14 protein-coding genes are annotated in these 15,257 nt (G+C 38.2%); 4 read left to right on the top strand and 10 right to left on the bottom strand.

Annotated elements, in window-relative coordinates:
- The first annotated feature begins 35 nt into the window (after positions 1–35).
- Positions 36–1,979, top strand: coding sequence for a fumarate reductase/succinate dehydrogenase flavoprotein subunit (locus tag EHQ59_RS11635; RefSeq protein ID WP_135619809.1), 1,944 nt, complete (start codon positions 36–38; stop codon positions 1,977–1,979).
- A gap of 366 nt (positions 1,980–2,345) precedes the next feature.
- Entirely contained in the window at positions 2,346–4,625 is a 2,280-nt protein-coding gene (locus tag EHQ59_RS11630; RefSeq protein ID WP_167481402.1) for a delta-60 repeat domain-containing protein, read from the top strand.
- Positions 4,626–4,627: 2 nt separating this feature from the next.
- Here EHQ59_RS11630 and EHQ59_RS11625 read toward each other — a convergent pair whose 3' ends face one another.
- The 5 genes from EHQ59_RS11625 to EHQ59_RS11605 all read right to left on the bottom strand — a co-directional run bounded on the left by EHQ59_RS11625 (position 4,628) and on the right by EHQ59_RS11605 (position 9,011).
- Positions 4,628–4,903: a tetratricopeptide repeat protein gene (locus EHQ59_RS11625; RefSeq protein ID WP_135619807.1), complete on the bottom strand. Its 276-nt coding sequence runs from the start codon at positions 4,901–4,903 to the stop codon at positions 4,628–4,630.
- 6 nt (positions 4,904–4,909) lie between these two features.
- Entirely contained in the window at positions 4,910–5,692 is a 783-nt protein-coding gene (locus tag EHQ59_RS11620) for an SH3 domain-containing protein (RefSeq protein WP_167481401.1), read from the bottom strand.
- A 133-nt stretch (positions 5,693–5,825) separates the two neighbouring features.
- Positions 5,826–7,064, bottom strand: coding sequence for a lactonase family protein (locus EHQ59_RS11615; RefSeq protein WP_135619805.1), 1,239 nt, complete (start codon positions 7,062–7,064; stop codon positions 5,826–5,828).
- A gap of 97 nt (positions 7,065–7,161) precedes the next feature.
- On the bottom strand, positions 7,162–8,550 hold the full coding sequence (gene fumC, locus EHQ59_RS11610; protein WP_135619804.1) for a class II fumarate hydratase: 1,389 nt from the start codon (positions 8,548–8,550) through the stop codon (positions 7,162–7,164).
- Positions 8,551–8,678: 128 nt separating this feature from the next.
- Positions 8,679–9,011, bottom strand: a complete 333-nt coding sequence (locus EHQ59_RS11605) for a DUF2878 family protein (protein WP_208652375.1) — start codon at positions 9,009–9,011, stop codon at positions 8,679–8,681.
- Between the two features lie 162 nt (positions 9,012–9,173).
- Between EHQ59_RS11605 and EHQ59_RS11600 the strand changes: the two genes are divergently transcribed.
- The gene (locus EHQ59_RS11600) at positions 9,174–9,614 is read left to right on the top strand and encodes an ATP-binding protein (protein WP_135619802.1); all 441 of its coding nucleotides are present in this window, start codon (positions 9,174–9,176) and stop codon (positions 9,612–9,614) included.
- A gap of 6 nt (positions 9,615–9,620) precedes the next feature.
- Here EHQ59_RS11600 and EHQ59_RS11595 read toward each other — a convergent pair whose 3' ends face one another.
- From EHQ59_RS11595 to EHQ59_RS11580, 4 genes are all read right to left on the bottom strand, one after another.
- Entirely contained in the window at positions 9,621–9,992 is a 372-nt protein-coding gene (locus EHQ59_RS11595) for a type II toxin-antitoxin system VapC family toxin (protein ID WP_135620021.1), read from the bottom strand.
- Between the two features lie 2 nt (positions 9,993–9,994).
- Positions 9,995–10,201 carry an AbrB/MazE/SpoVT family DNA-binding domain-containing protein gene (locus tag EHQ59_RS11590; protein ID WP_135619801.1) on the bottom strand — a complete coding sequence of 69 codons (207 nt, stop codon included), beginning with the start codon at positions 10,199–10,201 and terminating at the stop codon, positions 9,995–9,997.
- A gap of 268 nt (positions 10,202–10,469) precedes the next feature.
- Positions 10,470–10,733 (bottom strand): RNA recognition motif domain-containing protein, encoded by a 264-nt coding sequence (locus EHQ59_RS11585; protein WP_100716815.1) that lies wholly within the window; start codon positions 10,731–10,733, stop codon positions 10,470–10,472.
- Positions 10,734–10,989: 256 nt separating this feature from the next.
- Positions 10,990–11,481 (bottom strand): FKBP-type peptidyl-prolyl cis-trans isomerase, encoded by a 492-nt coding sequence (locus EHQ59_RS11580; RefSeq protein WP_100716814.1) that lies wholly within the window; start codon positions 11,479–11,481, stop codon positions 10,990–10,992.
- Positions 11,482–11,575: 94 nt separating this feature from the next.
- On the opposite strand from EHQ59_RS11580, the gene EHQ59_RS11575 reads away from it, so the two are divergent.
- Positions 11,576–13,252, top strand: coding sequence for a Na/Pi cotransporter family protein (locus EHQ59_RS11575; RefSeq protein WP_135619800.1), 1,677 nt, complete (start codon positions 11,576–11,578; stop codon positions 13,250–13,252).
- 22 nt (positions 13,253–13,274) lie between these two features.
- Here the strand turns inward: EHQ59_RS11575 and EHQ59_RS11570 are convergent, their stop codons facing one another.
- A complete protein-coding gene (locus tag EHQ59_RS11570; RefSeq protein ID WP_135619799.1) occupies positions 13,275–15,251 on the bottom strand; it encodes a 7TM diverse intracellular signaling domain-containing protein in 1,977 nt (658 codons plus the stop codon).
- Positions 15,252–15,257: the final 6 nt, after the last annotated feature.

Raw genomic sequence — 15,257 nt, 5'->3', positions numbered from 1 at the left:
GAACTCTTTTTTCTGTTTCATTAATAGATTCTAATATGTTTGGAACAGAAGGAAGTTCATTCCGTTGGGACTCAAAAATCCCAGAAGGACCATTGGAAGAAAAATGGAATTCCTTCAAAAGGAATTCTAAATTAATTTCGCCTAACAATAGAAAGAAATTTAAAATCATAATTGTAGGAACTGGACTTTCTGGGAGCGCAGCCGCAGCAACACTCGCGGAACAGGGTTATCAAGTTTCTTCTTTTTGTTTTCATGAATCTGCAAGACGTGCCCATTCCATTGCTGCGCAAGGGGGAGTGAATGCGGCTAAAAATTATAAAAATGATGGAGACAGTGTCACCCGCATGTTTCGGGATACGCTAAAGGGTGGTGACTTTCGTTCTCGTGAAGCAAACGTTTATAGATTAGCTGAGTGTTCCCTTCCTTTTATCGATCTTGCTGTTTCCCAAGGAGTTCCTTTTAACCGAGAGTATGGCGGTTATTTAGAAAATCGATCTTTTGGCGGAGTGCAAGTCAGTCGAACGTTTTATTCAAAGGGTCAAACTGGTCAACAGTTGTTGCTTGGGGCATATCAAGCACTGATGCGTCAAGTTCATCTGGGTAATGTTCAATTGTATACGAATACCGAACTTTTGGACTACATCATCATTGATGGAGAAGCCAAGGGGATTATCGTTCGCAATTTATTAACTGGACAGTTAGAAAAACATTCTGCTCATGCAATTGTTGTCGCTTCCGGTGGTTTTGGCAAAATTTATTACTTATCCACATTAGCTTTAGGATGCAATGCAACAGCAGTTTGGCGGGCTCATAAAAAAGGTGCCTTGTTTGCCAATCCTAGTTGGACTCAGATCCATCCTACTTCTCTTCCGCAAACGAATGGTTATCAATCCAAACTCACGTTAATGTCTGAATCATTGCGCAATGATGGAAGGATTTGGGTTCCCAAATCAAAAAATGAACTTCGGCCGCCAAATGAGATTCCAGAGGAAGAACGTGATTATTACTTAGAAAGAAAATACCCTTCCTATGGAAACTTGGCACCGAGAGACATTTCTTCTCGTGCTGCCAAAGAACAAATTGATTTAGGTTTTGGTGTTGGACCGTTTAAAAATGCAGTGTACCTAGATTTTAAAGATGCAAAGAGAACTTTGGGCGAAAAAGTTTTACAAGCCCGATATGGAAATCTCTTTGATATGTACCAAAAGATCACAGATGTTGATCCATTGAGTGAACCAATGTTAATCTCTCCTTCTGCTCATTTTTCCATGGGCGGATTGTGGGTGGATTATGAATTGATGACAAGTGTTCCTGGACTTTATGCAATCGGGGAAGCAAATTTTGCAGACCATGGTGCCAATCGATTGGGAGCAAATTCATTATTACAAGCATCTGTGGATGGTTATTTTATCTTACCTGCGACTCTTCCCAATTATTTGTATGATAAAGTCAACACAGCTCTCGTTGCAACCGATCATCCAAAGTTTTTAGAATCGGAAGAAACGATTAAAAAAGAAATTCAATTTTATACCAAGGCAAAGGGACAAAAACTTGTTGATGATTACCACAAAGAGTTGGGTAAACTTTTATATAATGCATGTGGACTCAAACGTTCCAAAGCGGATTTAGAAGAAGCAATTCTTACGATTCAAAATCTAAGAGAAGAATTTTTATCGGGAAATATTCGGGTTCCAACAGATGCTTTTTCTAAAAATGCAGAATTAGAGAAAGCTGGTCGAATGAAAGATTATCTCGAGTTAGCTGAGCTTATGTGTTTGGATGCTCTGATCAGAGAGGAATCTTGTGGTGCACATTTTCGAATCGAACATCAAACAAAAGAGGGTGAAGCCAAAAGAGATGACAAAAACTTTCAGTTTGTATCTTGTTTCGAATGGTCTGGAGATATTTCAAAACCTATTTTGCACAAAGAAATTTTGGAATTTGAAACTTTTTTACCAAAAGATAGGGATTATACGTAATTAATCTAAGTATTGATTCAAATTGACGGCGTTAGTTTTCTTACAAATATTTCTAACGAACAAACATCAGAAACAAAACCTGTCTTGGTTGCTCATATTTCCAAACGAATGTCTATTTCTTTGGCGATTGGGATGAATGATTGGCGTATTCCCTTGATAGAAACAAAAATCAATTGCAATGGTCTCATTCCAAAGAATAAAAGATAACGGAATGTAACAGGTGATTGGCTGTCTGATCCTTGTGACCTACCAGGAAACTAATTGATGAAAAAAACAAAAAGTTGTTGGGCTCAATTTGTTTGCTTTTATCGTTTGCACATCTTGTCAAAATTCTCAAAAGAAAATAAATTATTTGTGAATATCCTTATGTATAAATATATTTTATCATTATTTTTTTTCACAACTTTCTCACTTTGTTCGCCTCCGAAACTTTCGAATGCATGTGATCCTAGTTCTGAATCCTATTTACAAACGACACTATTTCGATTTTTGACAAATGATACTTCTCCTGGATGTTGGCCTGGATTTGCCAAAGATTTTAATCTTTGGGGTGTTCATGGTCCTGGTATGAACATATTCGCTTCGTATTTTGATGAGACACGAATTCTCCTTGGTGGTACTTTCAATTATGTTGGTCCCAATGTAGGGAATGTTGCCGTTTTAAATCCAAGTAATGGGCTTCATGTCAATACAAGTGAATGTAATTATGTAGATGTTGCGGGCAATGCAAGTGTCGCTATCTCGGATAACCAAGGTGGATTTTATATCGGAGGTGCTTTCACCACAATCCAAGGGCAAGACAAATTCAAAATTGCCCATATCCTACCAAACTGTAAACTCGATCCTAATTTTAATCCACCATTTCCCATCATTACTTCTCGTTACGTCATGACCATGATGTTAGACGGTAATTTTTTATATGTAGGTGGAACGTTTACTGAATTGAATAATATCACTCGCTCAGGGATAGCAAGACTCAATGCCATTACAGGAGAATTAGATACAAGTTGGAATCCAACCTTAGGTGGAAGTGCGATCGTTTATGTAATGAAAAAAGATACAAACTATTTGTACATTGCCGGTAATTTTGATGGGGTCAATGGGAATACCAGAAGATCAATCGCTCGATTTCAATTGAGTGATGGGAGTTTAGATACCATATGGAATCCGAACTTTGCAAGTGTAGAAACCATTCGTGATCTTGCGTTGGGCAAATTGAGTACGGCAACAGATGTGGTCATCGTAGTTGGTGATTTTAGTACTCCTCGCATTTATGCTTTTGAAACTTCTGGTGTTGGGAATGGAGCCGCAGGATGGAATTCCTCTCCCGATGGAAATTGTAATACAGTTCAGTTTTACCAAGACAAAATCATCGTTGGTGGTAATTTTCAGAATATCAATGGAACAGCAGCTAATTATTTAGCCATATTGGATAATACAGTTGGTAACGTAGCAGTAGGGACTCCTAATTTTGATACCAATAATGAAATCCATTCCTCTCTTGTTGTTAACTCACAAATTTATGTATTTGGTAGGTTTACTTCCATTCTCGGGACAGAAAGAAATTATGGAGCGGGGATCGATTTAAATACATATACAGTCACTGAGTTTAATCCCAATTTTAGTATTGAATCCTATGTCGATACACACAAAGCAACACTGACCACCAAAAATTGGTTAGTGGTACCAGGAGTATTTACTTCTGTGAATGGTGTGACTCGAAATAATATAGCAGAGATTAGTCGAATCACAGGGAAAGTTACGGATTGGAATCAAAATTTAGATGGTCCTGTCTTGAAAATCAAAGCCTATGATCAAAAAATTTATGTTGCTGGTTCCTTTACCAATTTTTCTGGTGAAGCAAAAACACAGGGTTTTGTAGCTCTCAATCAAGCAGACCTCTCTCTCTCATCGGAACGATTTGACATTGATACCACTCCTTTTATTGAAGATTTTGAAGTGAGTCCCTCAAGAGTTTATGCGGGAGGTAATTTTAATTCTGCACAGGGAATTACGCGAACCAATATGGTCGCCTTTCTCAAAGAAACAGGAACCGTTGATACGGCATGGGATGCGACTGTTTTGTCGGGAGGCGTGAGTTCTATTTTGCATGTTGGCGATTTTTTATTTGTGGGTGGTGGATTTGGAAGTATTGGAGGTATCTCGGCTCAAAATTATCATCGCATCAGTGCCAGTAATGGAACAGGAGCCTCCCTCTTCTTTTCGGAGCAACCCGATAACTCGGTGACCACACAGTATCTATGGAATAATAAAATTTATTTCGGAGGAACGTTCCCAATTGGAGTTGGAATTACTACTCCATATTTTGCTACATACAATCTAAGTACAAATTCTTATGAACCTTCCTTATTCAACTTCAATGCACAAATCAATCAAATTCGAATCTTGGATAATGGAAAGGCATTTGTTGTGGGTAATTTTTCCAGTATCAATACTACAAATCTCAACCAATTTGTTGTTTTGGATTTAGTGAATAATACCGTCACTGATTATAATCCTCCTCGGTTTGGTGATATCCGAGGTGTTTATGATGATAAAAAAAATGTCATGATTTATGGCGGATTTGTTCAATTTAATAAACATGTACAAGGTGGGTTTACATTAATTCCTGTTAGCCAATACTAAATCTATTTTTTTCGATACCTTTCAATCAACTGATTGAATTCTTCTGTTTGGTTTAGCCCTTTTAAAAACCTTCCATCAGAATCATCTTTGTAAAAGCTGGCATAATTTTTATATCCCCGTTGTAATGATTTTTCAATGTACGATAGTGCATTAACTTTGTCTTTTTTCGCTTTCCAATAATAATTGCCAAGATTGGCGTAAGAATAAGAGTCACTTGGATCACATTCAATGGATTTCATGAGTGTTGATTTCGCAAGTTCCCATTTTTCTAATAACAAATAATTTCATCCTAACAGTGAATATGCGGTGCAATGTTGAGGATTCAATTCAATGGACTGATTTAAATCTGTAGTGACCTTGTCATATTGTTTTCTTTCCAAAGAGATTCGTGCTCGTAAATAAAAGGAATTGGAATTGGGATAAGATTCTATGGATTTGTTTAAGTCGTCCAAACTTTTGTCCAATTCCTTAATCACTAAATATCCAAAACCTCGATTATTCAAACCGATATAATCTCGGGGTGAGATAGCCAGTGCCTTCGAATTTGTAGCGATTGATTTTTTATAATAATCTGCATTTGCAAAGGCAATGGCAGTATTGAGAAGGCAAAGTACGTCTCGTTGCTTTGGGCAAAGTGTTTCTAGTTCCTTATCAATTTCATAAGTATCATCGGGTAAAAAGGTAATATCAGCGATGGTTGAAGACACACTATGTGCGAAAGGAGTATCGGATAAATAACCGCTAAACATCCAACCAACTCTGTTTTTATACTTTGTTTTTACCCATTTTGCTTCGATTCCATCAATGAAATCAGTTGTCTTTGCATATTCTAATATTTCTACTTTTTCTCCATGGGGAACAAGGGTGACCTTAGGAAATTTTTTGCCAGGATTTTCTCGTAGGAAAAGACCAGACTTTGCCGTGATATAACCAATATTTGCATTTTTGTTTGAGGTTGATTTTCCGTCCTTTGAGGTAGAACAATTCCAAAAAAATAATGATAGAAAGAAAAGTAAAGCGAGTAGGAATTTGTATCGATTCAAACTTTGGTTCATGGTTGCCTTCATTAGGAAAATGAACATATCCATTCGAAATTTGGATGTCAAGGATAGTTTTTGCATACGAATCGGGTTTAAGATTCTGTTTTGTTAGAGTGGTGCACCTTCTAGTTCAGTAAGAAACTTATATTTTGTTTGTGAATCAATAGGAGACAACTGTGACAGAGGATGGTCCATTGCCAACAGCGACTGGAAAACCAGAAATGAGTGTTAAACTTCCAGTCTCGGGATGAATTGTAAATCCTGAAACATTATTATCTAAGGTATTTGCTGAGTATAAAAATTTACCATTGGGATCGGACGCAATTCCATTTGGACTTTGGCCTGATGTAAAAGGCGATCCGCTAATATTCGTTAACGTTCCGAAGGATTGGTTGATCACATAACCAGAGATTGTCCCTTGTCCACTGGCACTGTTTGCCACATACAAAAACCGATCTGTTCTTTCTACGAGTGCATTTCCTGGTGCAGACACAGCTGCGATGTTTCCTTGGGAAACCAAATTTCCATTTCCAAGATCACGAGAGAATGCATAAACATCATTTGAGTAATAGTTTGCACCAAACAGGAATTTGCCGTTGGATGAAATGGTGACTCCTAAATTATTTTGTCCTGTGTTGTATACATTCAAAGATGTTAATACACCAGTATCGCGATCGATTTGAAATTGTTCGATCCCACCTGTAAATCCAGAAGCACTTGTCAATCCGACATAGAGATAATTGGAAGAAGGATCAAACATTAAATCTCCCGTTGAACCTGCACTAGGGTTGTTCGTCGTATAACTGGTTAAATACGTTAGACTACCTGTACCATTGATTTTAAGGCCATAAATGGTTGGTCCTGAGAAGGTGGAAACATACAAATAAGTTCCATCGGGATTCAGAGCAAGGGAATAAGGATTATTTCCGATCCCTGTATTGGAAAACAAAGTGGAGAGTGATCCTGTTTCCGGGTTTAGACTCAAGGTGGCAAGAGCTGGAGTTGCACTTAAGGCCGCATAAACGATTGTTCCAGATGCATTGGCCACCGTATAACGGGGAGAATCATTTACCGCAAAAGGGGATCCACTGACTTGGGAAATTGTTCCAGTTTCGGGAGTGATTCTAAAAACAGAAATGGAACTAGACGATGCATTGGAAACCAGTAAAAAACGAGGGACTTTCGGTTTTGCCAAACCAAAATTTTGCATTTGATACCCACAAGATGGACTGGCATCAGAAGTAAAATATTTATATAGTAAATTGGTGAAATAACCTTTGGCCTTCGGATCGCAGATGGCATTCAGTTCTACGGATTGACAAGTTGGAACCAAAAGGAAACAGAAGAGGATAAGGAAGATCCGTTTCAAAATCGAAGATGCTCCGTAAAACTGTTTCATAGACCGAGTAGGACAATCAACGATTTCGAATTCAATTTCTTCAATCCTAATTCTTTCTAAGCAGAAAAGAAAGGCAGAAAAAACGATGGAATTGATCTTAAATCATTTGTTTTGGATTTACCCAAAGATCAAACTCTTCGGCTGTTAAAAATCCTAATTTGAGTCCTGCTTCCTTTAAACTTAGGTTCTCAGCATATGCTAGTTTGGCGATCTTTGCCGCTTTGTCGTAACCAATGTGTGGGTTCAGTGCCGTCACTAACATGAGGGAATTTTGTAAATTCGATTTGATTTTTTCTTCATTGGCTTCTATTCCTTCTACACAATGTTTGGCGAAAGAACGACTACTATCTGATAGCAGTCGAATTGAATTTAATACATTGAAGATGATCAGAGGTTTGAAGACATTCAGTTCAAAATTTCCAGAAGCACCACCAATGGAAACGGCCACATCATTTCCCATCACCTGCGCACATACCATGGTGAGAGCTTCTGACTGAGTAGGATTGACCTTTCCTGGCATAATCGAAGATCCTGGTTCATTTTCAGGGATGTGAATTTCACTGATTCCCGACCTAGGTCCTGAAGACAACCAACGAATGTCATTTGCGATTTTCATTAGAGATGCAGCTATGGTTTTTAAAACTCCACTTACCTCCACTAACGAATCATTGGCGGCCAATGCTTCAAACTTATTTGGTGCCGAAACAAAGGGAATGCCTGTTTCTTTTGCCAAAGCACTGGCCACTTTGTTTCCAAAATTTGGATGGGTATTGAGTCCCGTTCCAACGGCTGTTCCACCAAGCGCCAATCGGTAAAGAGAAGGTAGGACGCGATGGATCCGTTCCAAACTATACGATAATTGCTTTGCATAACCAGAAAATTCCTGTCCTAAGGTAAGAGGGGTGGCATCTTGCAAATGTGTCCTACCAATTTTAATGATGTCTTGAAAGCTTACGGATTTTTCTTTGAGTTTGGATTCTAGTATTGTAAGGCTTGGAATCAGATCTTTGTGGATGGTTTCTGCTGCCGCGATATGCATGGCCGTGGGAAAAACATCATTGGAACTTTGTCCTTTGTTGACATCATCATTGGGATGGATGGGTGATTTGGAACCAAGAGAACTTCCTGCAATTTCATTGGCTCGGTTGGCAATCACTTCATTTGCATTCATATTGGTTTGTGTTCCAGATCCAGTTTGCCAGACGGAAAGTGGAAAATGATCATCTAACAGTCCTTCTATGACTTCTGTTGCCGCTTTTACGATGAGAGTTTCTTTTGTTTTATCTAAAAGACCTAACTCAGTATTTGTGATGGCAGCTTGTCTTTTCACAAGCCCCAAGACACGGATCATTTCTCTTGGGAACTTGTCGTTACCAATGGCAAAGTATTGTAAGGAACGTTCTGTTTGAGCACCCCAATAACGAGAGTTCTCAACTGCAATTTCTCCCATTGAGTCTTTTTCCATTCTGGTTTTTTTGGATTCCATACATTGATTCCTTGGTGAAAGAGTTTAAAACTAATATGGAGTCGATTGTGAAGTGGAAAAAGGATTTGGTCAAAAAGAAAAAGAAATCCTTTCTCAGTGGTTTTCACCGAGAAAGGTATGTTTGGCAATTAGCTAGGTTGGTAAAAAGCGAGATATGCTGCAAAAAGTCCCATGATTGGGAATACAAACCAAAGGATTTTGGCATACTTTGCATTTTTGTAAGCGAGTGTGAGTAGTCCACCAAACGCAAGCCAGATGACGATCTTCAGAATGATCCAAACGGGAAGAGCAGAATGGGAAATATCCCGAAACTTCATCAGTCCAAATCCTGCAACGAGTAATAATAACAATCCAACTCCATGGAAGATGGCAACAAAGGCTTTGAATTTGTTATCTGATTTTTTTCCTCCGTTGATGGAATAAAGGGCCACACCACCCAAAGAAAAAAATAAAAGATACATTCCGAATATATGGATTAGTTTATACGCTTCGTATGACACAAATGACTCCTTGTAACTCTCACAATTCTTTCAAACCTTCGTTTTCCTTGCGAGAGTTTTCTAAGTTCTTTGGGAAGAAAAAGAACTAGGAATTCCGAGTGGTAGAATGATTATTTGGAAGATATGGAGTCAGATCCAATCTCTTTTCCAACCATTCCTCCGATACAAAAAACACTTCTTTTATTACGTGGCATTCCTGGGTCTGGGAAAACCACACTCGCCAAACATATCGCAGAAGTAAGTGGGGCTCCCATTTTTTCTATCGATTCTTATTTTGAAAATGAAGCGGGTGAATATCATTTTGATTATACCAAAAATCATTTGGCTTACAAAGAATGTGAATCCAAAACAAAAGAATCTTTAGAAAAAGGTATTCCTTTTGTCATTGTCGATCATACGTTCACTTTAGAATGGGAAATGAAACCTTACGAAGATTTGGCGAAAATCCATGGGTATCGATTGTCAGTTGTGACTGTGGAAAACCGCCATGGCGGAAAAAACATTCATCAGATTCCTGAAGAACAAATCGAGAAGATGAAAGCGAAGTTTAAAGTGATTTTATAGAATCATTTATTTTTCGAAAAATTTTACTCCTGGTAAACCTCGGAAATCATTGTCCTGTGTCCAAAGTGTTGCTTTGTTTAACTTAGCTGTTGCATAAATGATGCTATCTGCCATCGGAATCGAATTTTCTACACTGATCTTTGCCGCATAAATAGAAATTCTCGAATCCAAATTGATTACCTTGCCAAGTTGCATATGTGCTACAATTCTAAGTGCAAGGTCTTCCCCTTTTTCTTTATAAACTTTTTTGAAAATTTCAAATAAAGACAAACTTGGAACAAGCAAGGTTTCTGTTTTTTCAATGGCTTCAGAAAATAAATTCGCTCGATTCGTATCACTGAAATACTCTAACCATCCAGAAGAATCGACTACATTCAAATTCAAATTCGATCTTCCTCCCGATCTATTTTCCTGTCCATACCAGATAAAGAACCTTTCAACTTTTTAATGGGTTCGATAGGGATTAACTCCATACGATTTCCTAAGGTTATGATTTCGAGTTTCATTCCTGCTTTAACGCCGATTTGTTCACGAATTTCTTTTGGAATGACTACTTGGAATTTTGGTGAGACCGTTACTTTTCCCATATCGATACCTCTATCGTAATACTAAACTATGATCGATCGATTGTCAATGGGATTCGATCAGAATCAAATATACTCAGTAAGGAAATTGGGCGTTTTATCGAACCAAATCCATTTTATAATTTGTTCTAGTTAAGATTAAGAGAGGATTTAGTTTATGTGGTAAAGAAAAGGGAAGGTTGGTAATGAATTTTTAGATTTCTTTTCCCAAAAGGGCAAAAAAAACCGCCACTTAACTCACGCTAAGCGACGGACTTTCTAACAAACGAGATTATCTCCAGTTGTTAGTTTTAGGTTTTGCGATGTTTACTTTCATCTCACGGTTAAGGATGTTTTTTCCGTTAAGATCTTTGATCGCGTTATCAGCTTCTTTTCCATCTTTCATTTCGATGAAACCGAATCCTTTAGAACGACCAGAATACTGATCAGTGATGATTTTTGCAGAAGTAACTGCACCGTGTGCTGAAAAAAGCTCATTGAGTTTTCCTTCAGTCATATCGTAAGAGAGGTTGCCAACGTAAATGTTTACTGACATAGTTTTTGTCCTGTTTGTTAAAGTTGACTCGGGAATTCTAGATTTACAATCGTCGGGACCCTGAAAGGGATTTTTGGTAAGAACTCCAGAAAAATGCAGGGAAAAACTTGGGAAAGCTACCAGCGTGCAAGCTTGAAAGGACTACTTCGGCGGTGAAAATCAACAATACTCTGAATCTTCTGTCAGTGTAATTACCCTTTCCAAAAAAAGCAATCTGAAAGAAGACTCAGAGGGAAAATAACGAAGGATTTCGTTTTTAGTGGTGGTGGTGTCCACCTGGTCCATGTACGTGTCCGTGTTGTTTTTCTTCATCTGTCGCTTCCCGAATGGATTTGATGGTGACATCAAAATGAAGGGTTTCGCCAGCTAACGGGTGATTGCCGTTTAGAATCACATCGGCATCTCTTACTTCTTGGAGATATAGTATCATTCTACCTTCTGGTGTGTCGGTTTGGAATTCCATTCCAACTTCTAACTCCGCTTCCGGTGGAAGTTCTGTTTTAGGAACTTGGAAAATGAGTGCTTCGTTATATGTCCCATAACCTTCTTCAGGTGGTACAGTGACATTTTTTGAATCTCCATTCACAAGACCTTCCAATTCTTTTTCCAATCCAGGGATGATATTTTGCCAGCCGTGGAGGTATAATAACGGTTCGTCTGATTGGTCCAGAGTTTCTCCCTGGGCGTTCTTTAGGTGATAGGAAAATCCTACAACCATTCCTTTGCTGATGGTTTTTGACATATTGATTACAATCTATATACGGAAAAAAATACTGCAACCGAATAAAAGGTTGGTACCAAATTGTAATCAAAGAAATTGAACCCTGGAAATATCAATATCTATGAATTGGCCGTTACTCATTCAAGTTTTAGGTGGGCTCGGGGTTTTTATCTATGGGATGAAATTACTCAGTGAGTCCTTACAACGTGTGGCAGGAGATAGGCTTCGTTCCTTTCTTTCGTCCATGACACGAAATCGTGTGTCTGCTGTTTTCAGCGGATTATTCATTACCTCAACCATTCAATCCAGTTCAGCAACCACTGTGCTTGTTGTTGGTTTTGTCAATGCCGGTTTGATTTCTCTGGCACAAGCCATCGGTGTCATCATGGGAGCCAATATTGGTACTACGATCACAGCTTGGATTGTTTCCTTACTCGGATTCAAATTTAACATTGCCTCCTTCGCTTTACCAGCGATTGCCGCAGGTGTTGTCCTCAATTTCTCAAGAAAAGAAAGTCGATCGGGTTGGGGAAGTTTCCTCATCGGATTTGGATTTTTGTTTTTGGGATTGGATTATTTAAAAAATTCCGTACCTGATAGTGCAAAAGACCCAGAAAGTTTTGTTTTCTTACAACAGTTCACAAACATGGGATTTAATTCGATCTTGTTGTTTGTTTTGATTGGAGCTTTGCTAACAATTGTTATCCAATCTTCTTCTGCATCTACAACCATCACCATTACTCTCGCATTTTCTGGTTATATCCCAATTGATGCAGCTTATGGTATGATTCTTGGTGAAAACATCGGAACAACCATCACCGCCAATTTAGCGGCCATTCCAGGCAATCGAAATGCGAAGAAGGCGGCCCTCGCTCACACCTTGTTCAATGTGTTTGGTGTGATCTGGGCTCTACTTTTCTTTAAATTATTCACAGGGATTGTGGATGATTTGATTCCTGGAGATCCACTCACAGACAAAGAATCCACTCGTTTCCACATTTCACTTTTTCATACGATGTTTAACATCACAAACACACTCATTCTCATTTGGTTCGTGAACACGATTTCCAAAGTGGTGAGTGCTATTGTGGATGGTCTTGCTTCCAAAACGGGAAAAGACAAAGATTCGATACGATTGTTACAAGCAGGATCTGTCAAAACAACAGAACTTGCCATGGTGGAACTCGTTGAATTCACGAAAAAAATCATTCGTGATACCTATGATTTCCTCCGATTGACCGAACAAATTTTACTCCAACCGTATGATGCCGCAAGGATTGGACAAGTTCTCAAGAAAGAAGAAGAACTCGACCAAGTCCGATCGGAAGTTCTAACTTACTTAAACCAAGTCCAAGAATCAGGGATCACTGGTAACTACGCAAAAGATGTGTTAGGGATTATGGAACGTGTTAAGGCTGTGGAAGAGATGGGCGACAATTTTGCATCGATTGCCAGAAAAATCCGTAAGTCACACAGACAAAAAGTTTCTTTTGATAAAAACTTTGCAAACTCAGTAAAAGATCAAATGGATCTTCTCAAACACCATTATGATATCTTACTTGTGAACTTGGAACAAAGTGAAACGTTTGATATCCTTGGGAACCCACAAGTGCGTAACCAAAGTCGTGAGTATCGTTTCCAAATGATTCGTTCTATCAAAAAGAATGAATCCAAAGTGAAGAAGAAAAAGTATCAGAAAAAAGAAAATCTTTTACCTGCTCTTCTTTACCGTGATATTTCCCGAAACATAGACAATATTTCCAGGTTACTCAATGCAGCGATTTATGCGGACGTTTAGTCCGCGTAATTCTTAGATTGTATTAATTAATTTCGAATAAAAGAAATGTAATATCGTCGTCTGCGGGACCTTCCTTGTTTCGCAGGCGAATGTGTTCATCAATCCCACCATACAAAGATTCAACAGATTCTCCCTTTCTCTCTAAAAGCCAATCCAAAAGAGCTTCTTCTCCTGAGTCTCCATTTTCCCAAAGATCCCAAATTCCATCGGTAAATAATAATAGTTTATCCCCTTTTTGAATAGAATGTATCTCTTCTGCATACAATCCTTCTTTCGAAAAACCAATAAGTTTTCCTTTGGGTCGAATCACATCTATAGACTTAGAATGTTCGTTGAACTTATATAAGGCGGGGTGTCCTGCATTTGCTACTTTTAAAACTTTTTGTTCTAAATCAATAAAGATGGCACTTGCTGTTAAAAATTGGTTTTTGTAATTCCCTGCAAGAGCTTGGTTGATACTCTCTAATACTTTTCCTGGTTTATTGGCAAAGGCCAAGGTTTGCATATAGGCAATTTTTAACATGGCTGCTTCAATGGCAGCAGGAACACCATGTCCTGTTACATCGGCAATGAGTCCGCAGATCTGTTGTTTGCCGAATACCGTTAGATCATAAAAATCCCCACCTACAAGAGAAGCTGGGAAATAACCGGTTTTGATGGAAAGCCCAGGAAATTTAGGTAAAATTTGTGGTAATGTGGATTCTTGTAGTTTCTGAGCGAGTTTTAATTCTTTTCCATAAGCAATTAACTTTTGTTTGTTGATTTCGGCTTTGAGTTGGATTCTCTCTTTTTCCTTTTGAACAACAGAAATGCGATCTCCGAGTCCAAACGCCATCAGTAAAACTTCCATCGCCATTGCGGCTTGGAAGGCATTTTCAGTGAATACATTCACTGGAAAAAATCCCATGTACTTTAATACTGTTGTGAGACCACCAACAATTAACATAAAGTAACCAAAAAAATAAAATCTGGCAGGTGGAAATTTTTTAATAAAAGAAACGTAATACGAAACAAAGAGAGCATAAAAAGCTAAAAAAGAAGAAAGGGAGTCACCAAATTGGTTTAATCCTCGATAGGGTAAAAAAGGTAAAAGTAATAAACTCACCATCGGTATGATGGATAATCCCATAAAACCTAGATATAAACGAGGTGCATTCTCCTTTAAATTCATAAAGGTGATGCTCATCGGAAAACAAGAGAGTAAAAATAAAAAGTACAAAAAGTTATGAGCATTATAAACCAATTCAGGAGAATCGGGAAAAAACAAAACAGGTAATAATCCTTGCAGTGAAAGTTGGAAGAGGACAGCGGCTAGAATGAGGTAATTGACATAAAAGAGATACGCTTTGTCTTTTACCATGAAGTAAACAAATAAATTATAAAGACTCATCACACAGACGATTCCAAAAAACATTCCTTGTAACAATGTATCAAGGGATATATAAGAATCGAAATATTTCTCTTCTGCAAACATCAATGGAACAGACACGGAACTATCTGTTTTCACACCTACAAAATAAGTTACGGTTTCACTAGGTAAAAGTTCAGTTGCAAAACTAAATCCCCTATAATCGCGGTCACGATTGGAGAATGGGTATCGTCTTCCTTGGATGTTTTTTTTAATTTCGCCTGATTCTCGTAAGGCGTAAAATTGCACTTCATCTAGAAGTGGGTATTTGATAAATGTGATGGTTCGTTTGTTGTGATTCTCATCATTGTGTAATACAAAACAAAACCAATATTGTTTGTGAGTATTTCCAAAATTGGGAACCACTCCATTGGCCAATGCGACTGGACTCGTATGGAAAAGATTTTTTACGCCTTGCAGTGAATCTACGGGAAGGTCAGTAGAAAGAAATGTTAATTCTGGAGATAAATCATAAGGTTTCCCTTGGTTCGTGGAGATCGGTACGGGATTCGATTTGGGGCAGTGTTTCTCTTCCGCTCCCAGTGTGGTATGAAAGAGACATAACAGAATGATGGTGATGGTCTGTTTCATACTGGA

Source organism: Leptospira kemamanensis (genome assembly GCF_004769665.1).
GTDB classification, from domain to species: domain Bacteria; phylum Spirochaetota; class Leptospiria; order Leptospirales; family Leptospiraceae; genus Leptospira_A; species Leptospira_A kemamanensis.
Note: the sequence above shows the minus strand (reverse complement) of the source record. Positions and strands in the feature narration are given on the sequence as shown.